This window comes from Thermoanaerobacterium sp. CMT5567-10 (genome assembly GCF_030534315.2).
Classification (GTDB): Bacteria; Bacillota; Thermoanaerobacteria; order Thermoanaerobacterales; family Thermoanaerobacteraceae; genus Thermoanaerobacterium.
In genome coordinates, this window is the sequence record NZ_CP130558.2 from 2074593 (window position 1) to 2088332 (window position 13740).

Annotated in this window: 14 protein-coding genes; 11 read left to right on the forward strand and 3 right to left on the reverse strand. The window is 34.1% G+C overall.

Annotated features, from left to right (window positions below; translation table 11 throughout):
• Positions 1–24 precede the first annotated feature (24 nt).
• From Q2T46_RS10525 to Q2T46_RS10550, 6 genes are all read left to right on the forward strand, one after another.
• Positions 25–1437, forward strand: a complete 1413-nt coding sequence (locus Q2T46_RS10525; RefSeq protein ID WP_303265515.1) for a rhamnulokinase family protein — start codon at positions 25–27, stop codon at positions 1435–1437.
• A gap of 123 nt (positions 1438–1560) precedes the next feature.
• Positions 1561–2823, forward strand: coding sequence for a 6-phosphofructokinase (locus tag Q2T46_RS10530; protein WP_303265514.1), 1263 nt, complete (start codon positions 1561–1563; stop codon positions 2821–2823).
• Positions 2824–3189: 366 nt separating this feature from the next.
• Positions 3190–3357, forward strand: a complete 168-nt coding sequence (locus tag Q2T46_RS10535) for a hypothetical protein (RefSeq protein ID WP_303265513.1) — start codon at positions 3190–3192, stop codon at positions 3355–3357.
• Between the two features lie 186 nt (positions 3358–3543).
• Positions 3544–3957, forward strand: coding sequence for an NfeD family protein (locus Q2T46_RS10540; RefSeq protein WP_045411708.1), 414 nt, complete (start codon positions 3544–3546; stop codon positions 3955–3957).
• Between the two features lie 2 nt (positions 3958–3959).
• On the forward strand, positions 3960–4892 hold the full coding sequence (locus Q2T46_RS10545; RefSeq protein ID WP_303265512.1) for an SPFH domain-containing protein: 933 nt from the start codon (positions 3960–3962) through the stop codon (positions 4890–4892).
• 107 nt (positions 4893–4999) lie between these two features.
• Complete coding sequence (locus Q2T46_RS10550) at positions 5000–5503, forward strand: flavin reductase family protein (protein WP_303265511.1); 504 nt, start codon at positions 5000–5002, stop codon at positions 5501–5503.
• Here Q2T46_RS10550 and Q2T46_RS10555 read toward each other — a convergent pair whose 3' ends face one another.
• On the reverse strand, positions 5504–6496 hold the full coding sequence (locus Q2T46_RS10555; protein WP_399387184.1) for a sodium:calcium antiporter: 993 nt from the start codon (positions 6494–6496) through the stop codon (positions 5504–5506).
• Between the two features lie 443 nt (positions 6497–6939).
• Positions 6940–7023: a putative holin-like toxin gene (locus Q2T46_RS15575; RefSeq protein WP_399388607.1), complete on the reverse strand. Its 84-nt coding sequence runs from the start codon at positions 7021–7023 to the stop codon at positions 6940–6942.
• Between the two features lie 301 nt (positions 7024–7324).
• On the opposite strand from Q2T46_RS15575, the gene galT reads away from it, so the two are divergent.
• The 5 genes from galT (at position 7325) to Q2T46_RS10580 (ending at position 12885) form a co-directional block, all read left to right on the forward strand.
• Positions 7325–8302, forward strand: coding sequence for a galactose-1-phosphate uridylyltransferase (gene galT / locus Q2T46_RS10560; RefSeq protein WP_150200619.1), 978 nt, complete (start codon positions 7325–7327; stop codon positions 8300–8302).
• A gap of 9 nt (positions 8303–8311) precedes the next feature.
• Positions 8312–9889, forward strand: a complete 1578-nt coding sequence (locus Q2T46_RS10565) for a hypothetical protein (protein WP_311062429.1) — start codon at positions 8312–8314, stop codon at positions 9887–9889.
• Positions 9882–11048 carry a glycogen synthase gene (gene glgA / locus Q2T46_RS10570; protein WP_303265509.1) on the forward strand — a complete coding sequence of 389 codons (1167 nt, stop codon included), beginning with the start codon at positions 9882–9884 and terminating at the stop codon, positions 11046–11048. Before Q2T46_RS10565 ends, glgA begins: the two co-directional genes overlap by 8 nt.
• 131 nt (positions 11049–11179) lie before the next feature.
• Positions 11180–11800, forward strand: a complete 621-nt coding sequence (locus Q2T46_RS10575) for a DedA family protein (protein ID WP_303265508.1) — start codon at positions 11180–11182, stop codon at positions 11798–11800.
• Positions 11773–12885: a GNAT family N-acetyltransferase gene (locus Q2T46_RS10580; protein WP_303265507.1), complete on the forward strand. Its 1113-nt coding sequence runs from the start codon at positions 11773–11775 to the stop codon at positions 12883–12885. Before Q2T46_RS10575 ends, Q2T46_RS10580 begins: the two co-directional genes overlap by 28 nt.
• A gap of 36 nt (positions 12886–12921) precedes the next feature.
• On the opposite strand, the gene Q2T46_RS10585 is transcribed toward Q2T46_RS10580, so the two are convergent.
• Positions 12922–13656: a DUF881 domain-containing protein gene (locus Q2T46_RS10585; RefSeq protein WP_303265506.1), complete on the reverse strand. Its 735-nt coding sequence runs from the start codon at positions 13654–13656 to the stop codon at positions 12922–12924.
• Positions 13657–13740: the final 84 nt, after the last annotated feature.

Here is a 13740-nt window from a genome sequence, read left to right on the forward strand (position 1 = left end):
TTAAGGCTAAAGGATGGTATTTAAATGAAAGATATTGTGTATAATTTAGCTTTCGATTTTGGTGCTTCTAGTGGACGTCTTATGTTATCGAAATTTGACGGTGAAAGAATCGATGTCGAAGAAGTTTATAGATTTCCAAATGAACCAGTTAAGATTGGGCAATCACTTTATTGGGATTTCTTGAGATTATTTCATGAATTAAAAAACGGATTAAAGTTAATATCCAAAAGAAAAATTAAAATATCGAGTATTGGCATAGACACATGGGGTGTTGATTATGGGTTGCTTGATAAAAATGATCAATTGATATCAAACCCAATTCATTACAGAGATCAGAGAACAAATGGAATAATGAAAGATGTCGAAAAGATATTGCCATTGGAAGAGATTTATAATATTACTGGTATACAGTTTATGGAATTTAATACAATATTTCAATTGTATTGTGATTTAACGAGACGTCCAGAATTATTGAATAATGCAAGAACATTATTATTTATGCCAGATTTGTTTAACTTTTATCTGACGCATGAGAAATATAATGAATACACTGTTGCATCAACATCACAGATGTTGAATGCTGAAAAAAGGGATTGGGCGATCGATCTTATAAAAAAGTTAAATTTACCGGAAGGCATTTTTCAAAAAATATTAATGCCTGGGAATATAATAGGTTATTTAACAAAAGAAATTCAGGAAGAAACGGGATTATCTAATATTCCAGTGATTTCTGTTGGAAGCCATGATACGGCATCAGCAGTTGCAGGTACACCTCTCGAAAACGGTTCAAGTGCTTATTTGATTTGTGGTACTTGGTCACTATTAGGTGTTGAAAGTGAAAGACCTATAATAAATGAAAATACAAAGAAGTACAACTTCACAAATGAAGGTGGAGTAGAAGGCTTTATAAGGCTACTTAAAAATATAAATGGATTGTGGATTATTCAGCAATTAAAACAAAGCTGGAATTCAAATGGCATAAAATTAGGTTTTCCAGAAATCAGCCAGATGGCATCTAAAGCAGAGCACGAAGAATTTATCATAAATCCCGATGACAAATTGTTTATAGCTCCCGATGATATGGCTGAAGCGATAAAGCAATATTGTGAAAAAACGGGACAGGGTTTGCCGCAGAATATTGGTGACATAGCGAGAGCTGCTTACAATGGTATAGTTGAGCAATACAAAAATTGCTTAAATAATTTAGAAGGCATTGTAGGGAGAAAAATAGATACTATCCATATGGTTGGTGGTGGGATACAGGATAAGTTCCTGTGCAAATTAACTGCAGATGTTACAGATAAAAAAGTAATAACAGGACCTGTAGAAGCTTCAATCTATGGCAATGTGATAGTCCAGCTTATGGCGTTGGGATATATAAAGGATTTAAAAGAGGGAAGAAAGATAATAAAGAATTCTCTGCTAAATAAAGTATAATATTAAACCATAGCGGGAAATCATTTGGTATTATTGTGGATTTCTCACTATGGTTTATATAATATTGCCAAAAAAGCTATAGTTATGATGTTGAGATATTCAAAATTTGAGGTGATTTATTGTATGAAATCGAGCAGAGGTAACTTGTTAATTGCGCAATCTGGCGGACCTACGAGTGTTATTAATGCTTCTGCGTATGGAGCTATTAAAGAATTTATATCGTTAGCTAGTGATTATAAAGTTTATGCTGGTTTATACGGAATAGAAGGCATATTAGAAGATCGTATTATTGATATTGACACTATGGATAAAAATACAATAGAATCTCTTAAATATATGCCGTCATCTGCTTTTGGTTCTTGTAGGTATAAATTGGAAGAACATGATGTAAATGAAGAAGAGTATAAAAAAATATTAAATATTTTTGAGAAGTATAATATAACATATTTTCTTTATATTGGTGGAAATGATTCTATGGATACTGCAAATAAATTAAATATCTATATGAATAAAATAGGCTATGATGTCAATATAATTGGGGTGCCTAAAACTATTGATAATGATCTTGTTGAAACTGATCACTGCCCTGGATTTGGTAGTGCTGCAAAGTATGTTGCTAATACATGCATTGAGATATGGTTTGATATAAATGCATATAAAAAAGAGTCAGTAGTGATAGTAGAAGTAATGGGAAGAGATGCTGGGTGGATAGCTGCTTCAACGGGTATTTTAAAGAGTATTAATCCAAACGTGAATCAACTTATATATCTTCCAGAAATAAGTTTTGACAAATCTAAATTTCTAATAGATGTAGAAAATGCAATTAAAAGGAATAACAAACTTCTTATTGTAGTTTCTGAAGGCATAAAGGATGAGAATGGTGAATATATAAATAAAAATATAGTTGAGACAGATCCTTTTGGACATAAACGCCTTGGTGGAGCAGGTAAACATCTTCGAGATTTGGTAAAGAAAAACATTACTAAAAACGTTAAATTAATCAAATTGGGAATTTTGCAGAGATGTGCCATACATTGTGCATCTAAAACTGACGTAGATGAGTCTGAGATGGTTGGTAGAGATTCTGTGAAATATGCCATTGCTGGTTATAGTGGATATATGACTGCTATAACAAGGTTAAATAATGATAAATATAAATGTAAAACAGATTTAGTAAAATTACAAGATGTAAGTAATAGAGTTAAAAATGTTCCTTTAAATTGGATAAATGAAGAAGGAAATGGCATGAAAGATGAAATTATAAATTATGTGCAACCACTTATCTTAGGTGAAGTTAATCCTTTCAATGAAAATGGATTAGTAAAATATATTAGTGTGAATTATACGGGAATCAATAAGCATACATGTGGTGTTATAAATTTTTAACATTTAAAGTATAATACTAGGTTTAATTTTAAAATATCTTTAGATTCTAGAAACTTAATCTGGGTAAATTTAACAAACTAGTAGTTTAACGGCTATTAAAAAAGGATTGTTTTATTAAGTCAAATTTTCTATAAAACAACCCTCTTTAATTATTCATTTTTCTATCATGACACAGCCTTGTGATAAACCTGAGTAGCCCTTCACATGACCAATATAGTCAAAGGTGTCATGACTATAAAGGCCTGAATCACCTTGCCATTGTCAATTGTTCCACTGGCAAGTACTCGTGAAACTCCTGCGTCGTGGTACATCAGATTGTAATAAGCGATAATTTGAAATCATTTTGGCTCAATAGACGGTCGAAGTATGGCATCGGCTAGAAGAGTTATTGGTAGATGTAGACGGGTGACGACAGCAGCAAGGTTTCCGATTTCTTTTAAAATTATTCCTAGTTTTCTAGATGGTTCTCAGATAATGGCTGTAAACATGGAAAGCAGAATTAGCAAAATAGGTGAAGCCACCGCGTATAAATGAAAGTTATTGTTTACCCTCCTTAAAAGAGCCGATACTATGCGATCGGCTCTAATATATTGCCTAAAAAATTTATAGAAAATTTATAAAATATCTTGTCTAACTACTTTATGTTGGACACATACTGTGATATACTAAGATAAAATATCAAATTTTTAACAAGAAAGGGGGATAAATACGGATAGCATATTGACATTATGGTTGGCAGTAATGATAGTAGGAATTGCAATTGACTTAATAACAAGCAACTTCATATTTTTCAACTTTTCAATCGGAGCTTTTTTCGCAATATGTGCAGATCTACTGGGGCTTAATACACCAATTCAGATTTTTATTTTTCTCGCCATAGGAATTGTATCACTCATTTTCTCTTTCAAATACTTAAGAAAGAGATTTAAAAATATACCAAAGACGTACCCGTATGAAAGCGAATATATAGGAAAGACGATTGAGATAAAAAGTGACGTAGGTAGAGAGGGCCAAGTCTTTTTCGAGGGAATATATTGGACCGTTAAGTCTGATGAACCTTTGAAAAATGGTGACACCGCTTTAATAACTGGAATATCAGGAAATAAATTAATTGTTAAGAGATTGGAGGAATAAAGTTGTTGATATTGTTTCTTATCTTACTTCTGCTTATATTAATCGCAGTTTTAGCATCCATAAAGGTTGTTCAAACGGGATATGTATATGTAATTGAGAGGCTAGGACAGTTTTACAAGGTATTGGAGCCGGGCTGGCATTTTGTGATACCTTTTGTTGATTATGTACGGGCAAAAGTATCTATCAAGCAGCAGATTCTAGATATTGAACCGCAGAATGTTATTACGAAGGACAATGTCAAGATATCTGTTGATAATGTAATATTTTATAAAGTAATGAATGCAAAAGATGCAATATACAATATAGAAAATTACAAATCAGGCATAGTTTATTCTACAATAACAAACATGAGAAACATCATTGGTGAAATGACACTTGATGAGGTTTTATCAGGCAGGGACAAGATAAACGCAGAGCTTCTCAAAGTGATAGATCAGCTTACAGATGCATACGGTATAAAGATACTGTCTGTTGAAATAAAGGACATCACTCCTCCAGACGAAATAAGGCAGGCAATGGAAAAGCAGATGAAGGCAGAAAGGGATAAGCGGGCTACTATACTTCAAGCAGAGGGAGAAAAGCAAAGTGCCATAGCTGTCGCTGAAGGGCAAAAGCAGGCAAAAATTTTACAGGCAGAGGCCGAGAAGGAAGCTAATATTAGAAAGGCCGAAGGATTAAGGCAGTCACAGATATTAGAGGCAGAAGGTAAAGCAAAAGCCATTGAAACGATTGCTGAAGCGCAAGCAAAAGCCATTGAATTGGTTAATAAAGCTATATTAGAGTCTGGAACAAACGAGACTGTCATAGCATTAAAGCAAATAGAAGCACTGCAGGAGATGGCGAAAAACCCTGCTAATAAACTGATAATTCCAGACAAATTAGTTGATACTTTAGGAAGTATATCAGCCATAGCGGATCTAATAAAAAAGCAATAAATATGTATTATACCTCGAGTTTACTCGGGGTTTTTTCATATGATTTGGTTTTTTAAAGATTAAGCTATAAAATGTATAATGAATAAAATATTAATGGAGGGATTTTAATGAATATTAAAGAAGTGCCTTATGATATGTACATGAAAGAAGTAAATCAAAAGCTTACATCAAGAGGGATATTTTTAACTACTAAAGAGAATAAGCTAAATACTATGATAATAGGATGGGGAGGAATAACGTATTTTTGGGGTAAGCCAGTATTTTTAGTTGCAGTCAGAAAGTCCCGCTTTACATACAGTCAAATCGAAAAATCAGGTGAATTTACGATTAGCGTACCTCTAAATGAGGACTTAAATAAAGCTATTGCGTTTTGCGGTACAAAATCAGGAAGGGACTTTGACAAGTTTAAGGAGTGCAATCTTACCCCAATTCCATCTCAAAAAATTGAGACGCCTATCATAGGAGAGTGTTCACTGCACTACGAATGCAAAGTCGTGTATAAGCAGGAAATGTTAAAGGAGAATCTTAATGCTGATATTGATAAAAGGTGGTACCCAGACTACCATACATTCTACTTCGGAGAGATTGTTGCATCGTATATAAAAGAATAATCAAAGAAGCTGTAGCAAAAATATACAGTAGAATATGCTGCCTGCCATTAAAATAAATGGGCTTAAGCTTTTTTTGCTGGCTGCATATATAAGGCTTATATACGATGAGATAAGCGCTAGCACAGTCGTCAGCATTGTCAGACCTGTTAAATTCCATTCTGTAAACATCATACCTATGGCTACAGGCACCGATGATTGAAATACCATTGCACCTGTGATATTCAAAAGTGCAAGGGTATCTTTTTTTTGCCCTATCCAAAGGATTGAATTAAGCTTTTCCGGAAGCTCAGTTGCTATAGGCGTTATTATGAGTGATAAGATTGCAGGTGGTACTCCCAACAATGCTGACAGTTGTTCTGTATATTTGATAAAAATATGGGCACCGTAAGAGATTCCAAAAAGTGAAAAGACAAGCTGCAGAATTATAATATATAAAGTTGTATCTAGATGGAAGTGCTTTGAAAAAAACAGATTATCTACATCTTTTAAGCTGTCTTCTTTTGAAGAAAATGTGTGGGCTACATAAATAAAATATGAAAGCAAAATGAATATTGATATCGCTGCTTTGATATTTAAGTAGCTATTTATGAATGATGTAATGACGGCCACAGAATATATGATGATAAAATATGTCAAGTCTCTTTGAAATCCTGCGATAGAAGGGGTGATTTTAAAAGGTCTTTTCCTAAATAAAAAATATATTATTGCTGAAGCACCTGTAACAAAAAAGCCAAGTGTCGACAGCATGAAAGGAGCACCAACTATGGCTCCGACTCCTATTTCTTCTGATGCTTGGCCCTTGTGAAATACAATTGCTATTATAGGTATTATTGTTTCAGGCATTGCCGTACCTACAGCGGCAAAAATACTGCCAATGACGCTTTGGCTTAAATTAAGTTTTTTACCTAACCATTCTACGGCATTTGTAAAATATAAGCATGATGCTAATATAAAGATCAAACTTAAAGAAAACATAGCTATCATAAAAGCCAATATAAACAGCTCCTTCTCATTTCTAAGAATATATGGAAGACCATACTAAATTATAATTTGGAATGAGAGATTATATTCATGGAAAATATTATTAACGCTCACAAATTTCGCTTACTATATATCATCGATTCTCTTCGCTTGTTTGGCTAACGCCGTCTATGCGTTGTTAGGCTTAGCTTTCGCTCATACGCCAAACTGCGCTTCGTTCATCGTGATATATTACGTAAGCTTCATTAATCGTTCGCTTTTAATAATATTTTTCATAACAATGTTTATTGGTTAATGGAATATTAGTTTAATAATAGATTTAAGACAGCTAAATTTTTGTTTATTTTTTTAAGAATTATGCTATAATATAAATAGAGAGGCAGCCGTCCGCAAAATGCGGTTGCCCAAGAAGCGGTTTTCAAAAATCTTAAACCGTCCTGGGGTTAGCAGGGCGGTTATTTCCTCTTAAAATCGAGGACTGCTATAATTAACATTCCAAACATTATCATTAAAAACAACGTTTGATATGTATTCATCATAGCAACCACCTCCTTATAAGGAGAGTGGCAACCGCACCCTGCTTATCCGACTACCTCAAGTATAATTATAGCATATATAAATGCATTAGGCACTCATCAATTTGAGTGCTTTTTTATAGGTATTAGATTATAAAAATTAGATTGACATTTTTTCTAAAAGAGTATATTATATATTTAAGGAGCGCACTCGGTTGCACACAAAATGAATTTTAGTGTTAGATTATGTTCAAAAGCAGGTTTTTGTTTATTTCATAGCAATCGCTTGCATCAAAGTTACTTTTTTTAAGATAAGGGTGATAGCATGTCTGAAATAAGATACGATGTGGTGACAGGAAAAATCGCAGTTATATCGACGGAGAGAGGGAAAAGGCCTCACGATTTTAAAAAGGCAGATGTGGTAAAGAGCAATGGCCCTTGCCCCTTTTGTCCGGGAAATGAACACATGACACCACCAACGCTTGTTGAGTTTTGCGATGAAAAAGGGATGTGGACATTGAGAGGCTTCAACAACAAATTTGCTGCTTTTAGCAAAGATACAAATGGTTCAATGGTGGAAGGCGACAATGAATTACACAAAGCAAATGATGGCTATGGTGTTGCTGAGATTATTGTGGAAAGCAATCAACACGACAAGACGTTGGGGCAGATGGAGATAGATGAGATCCAAAATATTATAAAGGCACTGATTTTAAGGTATGATGAAATAGTAAAAGATAAAAATATTAAATATGTTCAGATGTTTAAAAACTTTGGTGCAAACGGTGGTGCTTCGTTGGAGCATGGGCATTGGCAGATTATGGCTGTTACATTTATACCAGAAGCAGTAGAAAGGGAGTTGCAAGGAGTAGAAAAATATAAAAATGGGAAAGGAACATGTCCTTACTGTGACATTGTCAATGATGAATTGACTGAAAAGACAAGAGTTGTGGCTGAAAATGACAGGTTTGTTGTGATTTGTCCTTTTGCATCGCGGTTTGCGTATGAATCATGGATATTGCCTAAAAAACATAGGAGAGCATTCAACAAGATAGACAGTGATGGCATTAAAAGCTTATCATCATTGCTAAAATATATTATAAATAGATATGAAGATTTATTTGACTATCCGCCGTACAACATAGTGATTCACACGCTCCCTCACGAAGATGAACGAGATTTTCACTGGCATATAGAGATACTGCCGAGACTTACGACTTTTGCAGGATTTGAGCTTGCAACAGGTGCGTATATAAATCCGACGCCGCCAGAACAAGCTGCATCTATTTTGCGGCTAGATTAATTGAAAGGAATGATTTACATGGCTATAGAAGAAGGAGAATTTGACGGCCTTATATCAAATCTTGATTCTGTAATAAAAAGCATTAAAGATGAAAAAATACAGAAATTCAGGTGGTTTCAAGAGAAAGCACTTAATATAAAGAATAAGAGACTTTTCGACTATGCTATATTGCATATAGACAAATCAATTATTATTATTGCTGCACTAATAGATTTTATTTTTAATACTATAAATGGCGAAGAGAAAAAATCTCGCTATTATTTTCCATTAATTATAAGAAAAAATATATTAAGTGATGACTATTTAACAACTTACCAGGGAAGCAATTATTTGGCGGTGGTATATGATGCGGTTGATGATGTGGAATACATTAGATGCTTAGATAGGATATTAAAAGATGGAAAAGATGTAGAGTTTAAGTCTGGCGGGCGGCTTAAGCCATATATGCTTTTAAGTCATGATATTTACAGTTCAGAAAGGCTTAACAACAAATCCAGCAATAGCTTGACGCTGCTTAACAAAAATGAGATAGTAAAGACTTTTAGGAGAATGGTTCATGGAATGAATCCTGATCTTGAAATGACTTATATGCTGAGAAAATATGGCTTTTTAAATGTTCAGGATATAAGAGGATATTTTTTGTACGTAGATAGGGACAATAATATATACACTCTTTCGATGTTTTCACAGTATATAGACAATATTGCAGATATGTGGCAGTATACGCAGGACTACTTAAGAAACTTTATATCAAAATACGATGGAAGTGATTGTTTAAACTATATATATAAAAATTGCAGTGATTACATCGATGAAGTAAAAAACATATCAGCTATGATCGCCAATATGCATATTAAATTATCTTCAATTGCAGAAGAAAATTTTGGTGTTATAGTTCCAAAAGAGTCTGATATTGATGAGTTGGTAAATCAGATAATATCAAATCTTAACCTTCTTTTTAGATATATAAGCAGTGGTGAATACAGCGGCGAAATAGAGTATATGATAAAAGACATTCTTGATAATAAAAAATTCTTATTTGATAGTATAAGCAATATTAAAGACTTAGTGCCGTATTTCGGTAAATATTTAAGATGCCACGGCGATTTACACTTAGAGCAGCTATTAAAAACGGAAAATGGGTACATTTTGATTGATTTTGAAGGAGAACCGACAAAATCAATATATGAGAGAAGCAAGCACCTGTCGCCGTTAAAAGATGTAGCAGGAATGATAAGGTCGTTTAATTATGCTGCATACTCTCAATATTTTGAATACAAGGAAAGTGGGAAAGGAGATCTAGATATAGAAAAGATAGAAAATCTTTTATCGGTATGGGCAACCGCTATTACAAATGTATTTATAGAAAATTATGTAAATATTATAAATTCAAATAAAAAAGACTTGATACCGGATTTAGACCATTTAAGTGCTATTTTAGCTTTATTTAAATTGGATAAAGCTATATTTGAAGCAATTTACGAAGTCAACAACAGACCATCGTGGTTTAAGATTCCACTTAAAGGTATCATTGAATGCATAGAAGAATTCAAGAAGAAATCTTATTTGGAGGTATACTATGGATAATTTAAAGGTGACGATATTTACAAATGAATTTCCACCCAATATTTATGGTGGAGCTGGTGTACATGTTGATTATTTGACTAAAGAGTTATCTAAGCTTATGGACGTAGATGTCAGATGCTTTGGAGAGCAAAATACGTCTTTAAATAACATGAGTGTAAGAGGCTACAGGGAATGGGATATAATAAAGAAAAATTCTTTAGATAAATTGCAAAAGGTGCTTGGTCCACTGTCTATTGATGTTGCAATGGTAAAGGATCCAATTACGTCAAATATTGTCCACTGCCACACGTGGTACACATTTATGGCCGGTTTTCTTGCCAAGATGCTTTATGATATACCGCTTGTTGTGACAATCCACAGCTTAGAGCCTCTAAGGCCTTGGAAGGAAGAGCAGCTTGGGAATGGGTATCACTTAAGCACTTGGATGGAGAAGACGGGAATTGAAGCGGCTGACAGGATCATTGCTGTATCAAATGATTCTAAAAAAGATATAATGAAGTGCTACAATGTGCCAGAAGATAAAATCGAGGTTATATATAACGGCATTGATTTGAACCAGTATAAAAAGACAGATTCAAATGTTGCCAGAAAAAAATACGGTATAGACGGAAGGTACATTTTATTTGTCGGAAGGATATCGAGGCAAAAAGGGATAATACACCTTATAGATGCTGTAAAATATTTGCCACAAGATGTAAAAGTTGTATTGTGTGCTTCATCACCTGATACAGAGGAAATAAAAATGGAGATGGAGGAGAAGGTGAAACTTTATCCCAATATAATTTGGATTGATAAAATGGTGACTAAAGAAGAGATTATTGAGCTTTACAGCAATGCAGAAGTATTCGTATGTCCATCTGTTTATGAGCCGTTTGGAATCATAAATCTAGAAGCGATGGCATGCAATACTCCCGTAGTCGCTAGCGCAACTGGAGGCATAAAGGAAGTTGTGGTAGATGGAGAAACCGGATTTTTAGTAGAACCAGGTAATCCTGAAGATTTGGCGGAGCATATTAAAAAGCTACTTGACGATAGAGGACTTGCAGCAACATTTGGCGCAAACGGCAGAAAAAGAGTTGAAGAGATGTTTAGCTGGGAATCAATTGCGAAGAAAACTTATGATATGTACAATAATGTGATTGAAAATTATAAAAAATGAACGGTAAATCAATTTCAAATTTTATTTTCTAGTGAGCTTAATAGGCTCTTTTTTCATTTGTCGTTTAGACTTTTAAATTTTACGATAAAGATGTATACTATTATATAGAAAATTTTTGTTGGAAGGTAATTATGGAAAGTACGAATATTTTATACAGTTTAATAATAGATTATGGTTATTTAGCCTTATTTTTGTCATTAGTTGTGGAAGGCACTGGCATGCCTGGACCTGTGGAGATATTATTTCTTGCAGCAGGTTATCTTATATCAAAAGGACAGATGAACTTTCTAGCTGTTGCGCTTATAGCAGCTTTAGGCAATTTAACAGGGAATACTTTAGCGTACATAATAGGTGCTAGATCTGGCAGGACTTTTGTAGAGAAATATGGTCGCTATTTAAAGATAACTGTAAAAGACTTGGAGGGCATGGACCGCTGGTTTTCCAAATATGGTGGCATGACTAACCTTATAAGCCGTCTTATTGGATTGCCTAGGACACCTGCTATTTGGGCTTCAGGCATAACACGCATGGATTTCAAATCGTTTTTTATATTTTCAGCTATTGGAGACCTTTTGTGGTCATTCTTTTGGACATCTGTATCGTATTTGGTATCAATGCAGATTTTGAAGATCGATTTGATAGGAAAGACATATCCATGGTGGATGTACTTTGTGATGTTGATTGGCTTTGTCTTATTTATGTACGTTGTATGGAGGATATTTTTATGGATGAAGGAAAAATACTTGACATAGAAATAAAGATAATTTCAGATGTAAAGACTCTTTTAAGCATTAAAAACATATGGCATGAGCTTGAGGATAATTCAAAGATGTATCCTTTCAATACTTTTGAGTGGGTTATAAATTGGTGGAAATACTTTGGAAGTGGCAAAAGGTTGTGGGTTCTTTTGATAGTTGATAATTATGGGCCCATCGGAATAGCACCATTTATGATTACATTTGGCGAGATGGGGCTGCCTATAAAAAGGATTAAATTTATTGGTTCTAACAACAGCGATTATCTTGATTTTGTGGTAAGGTATGGTTGTGAGGATATATTTTATCGCTCGCTGATAAAGTATTTGGAGACTGTCATAGATCAATTTACAGTTTTAGATCTCGAGCATCTTCCGGAAAGCAGCGGTATATATCCTTACATAATGGGAAGTGGCCTTTACTATGATTATGATGTACAGGATATATGTCCTTATATAGAGCTTCCTTCTACATGGGATGAATATTTGGATTCCCTTGATGGAAAATTCAGAAGAAATATAAAGTATGAGATAAAGAGATATTTTAGTAAGCATGATGGCAACTTTATGTGCGTTACAGATGAAAATCAAATTGATGATTCAATGGATAGGCTTATTGAAATGCATCAGGCAAGATGGAGAAAAAGACATATGCCTGGGGCATTTTATTCTAAGAGGATCAGAAATTTTCACAAAGATGTAGCGCTTGACTTTCTTGAGCGGGGGATATTAAGCTTATTCGAACTTAAAGACAAGGATAAGACTGTGGCAAGCTTATTAAGCTACCATATTGGTGGTAAAAGGTATTATTATATAAGCGGGTATGATTTGAATTACAGCAGGTTAAGCGTTGGTGCGGTTACTTTGGGTCTTTCTATAAAGCGCTCAATTGAAGTGGGAGATGAAATTTACGATTTTCTGCGGGGGGATGAAAAGTATAAAGAGGATTGGACGAATAATAAAAAGAGAAATATGAGATTGGTTGTTTCGTTTCCGTCTATTGCAGGGAAATTTTACATATATTACATCATTGCTCAGAATAAATTAATAAATAAGATAAAAAATAGGTTCAGTCAAGACTGAACCTATTTTGATAATGTATTAAGGTAAGAGGCAATATTAATTTGCTGCTTTTGCATACTTTAAGCTAATCGGATCTGAATATGCTGGAACTATGATATTTTTTGAAGTTTCTATGTTAACTTTTATACCATAATATTTAAGAGTATCTACAATGCCGCCTTTAAGATTTAATGATGCCTGTAATGTGTCTGGATTTCCTATTGCCTTTATGACGTACGGCGGTGCATACCTTGTAGAATTTATGTTTATAGTTGGGCCAACACATCTTATTTCAGATGTGGCTATAAGCCTCTGGTCATTTATGGAGATTGCTTCAGCTCCGCCAGCTTTAAGCTCATTTACGACTTTTATCAAGTCTTCATCGTGTACCAAAAACATATTTGGATCTTCGCCATCTTTTGGTTGCAGGTCGCTGTCGTTAAGGGTAACTATTACACCAGGCCCCGACATGGCAGTGAAGCCTGCTAGTTCTTTGTACTTTTCTACATCCTGCGACAGTGCATTTAATGTTGCTTCATACTTTGAAGATGAGCTATTTAAAGTATTGAGCTTTTGAGTTAGCTCTGCCACTTGTTGTTTTAAAGCGTTTCTTTCATCTGTCATGTTTTGAAGCTGGCTGCTTAGTTCATCTACATTTACGTTGCTGTTGCGGGATGTATCTGCGGCAGTTTTTACACTGCCTTGGATAGTTTTAAATTCCATTGATATCATGAAGCCCATTATTAAAAATACCATTACAAATGAGACAACTTGAAAAACCTTACCCTTCATTTCTATTCATCCTCCCCATGGGCAAACATATCAACTTAAGAAAACTGTATTTTCATTCTATATATAATAATAGCACGCCTAAAG

What these genes read in the sequence shown, in the direction of transcription:
- Q2T46_RS10525 (WP_303265515.1), top strand. Translation starts at nt 25, where the DNA reads ATGAAAGATATTGTGTATAATTTAGCTTTCGATTTTGGTGCTTCTAGT.
- Q2T46_RS10550 (WP_303265511.1), top strand. Translation starts at nt 5,000, where the DNA reads ATGAATATTAAAGAAGTGCCTTATGATATGTACATGAAAGAAGTAAAT.
- Q2T46_RS10580 (WP_303265507.1), top strand. Translation starts at nt 11,773, where the DNA reads ATGGATGAAGGAAAAATACTTGACATAGAAATAAAGATAATTTCAGAT.
- Q2T46_RS10530 (WP_303265514.1), top strand. Translation starts at nt 1,561, where the DNA reads ATGAAATCGAGCAGAGGTAACTTGTTAATTGCGCAATCTGGCGGACCT.
- galT (WP_150200619.1), top strand. Translation starts at nt 7,325, where the DNA reads ATGTCTGAAATAAGATACGATGTGGTGACAGGAAAAATCGCAGTTATA.
- Q2T46_RS10575 (WP_303265508.1), top strand. Translation starts at nt 11,180, where the DNA reads ATGGAAAGTACGAATATTTTATACAGTTTAATAATAGATTATGGTTAT.
- Q2T46_RS10565 (WP_311062429.1), top strand. Translation starts at nt 8,312, where the DNA reads ATGATTTACATGGCTATAGAAGAAGGAGAATTTGACGGCCTTATATCA.
- Q2T46_RS10535 (WP_303265513.1), top strand. Translation starts at nt 3,190, where the DNA reads ATGGCATCGGCTAGAAGAGTTATTGGTAGATGTAGACGGGTGACGACA.
- glgA (WP_303265509.1), top strand. Translation starts at nt 9,882, where the DNA reads ATGGATAATTTAAAGGTGACGATATTTACAAATGAATTTCCACCCAAT.
- Q2T46_RS10585 (WP_303265506.1), bottom strand. Translation starts at nt 13,656, where the DNA reads ATGAAGGGTAAGGTTTTTCAAGTTGTCTCATTTGTAATGGTATTTTTA.
- Q2T46_RS15575 (WP_399388607.1), bottom strand. Translation starts at nt 7,023, where the DNA reads ATGATGAATACATATCAAACGTTGTTTTTAATGATAATGTTTGGAATG.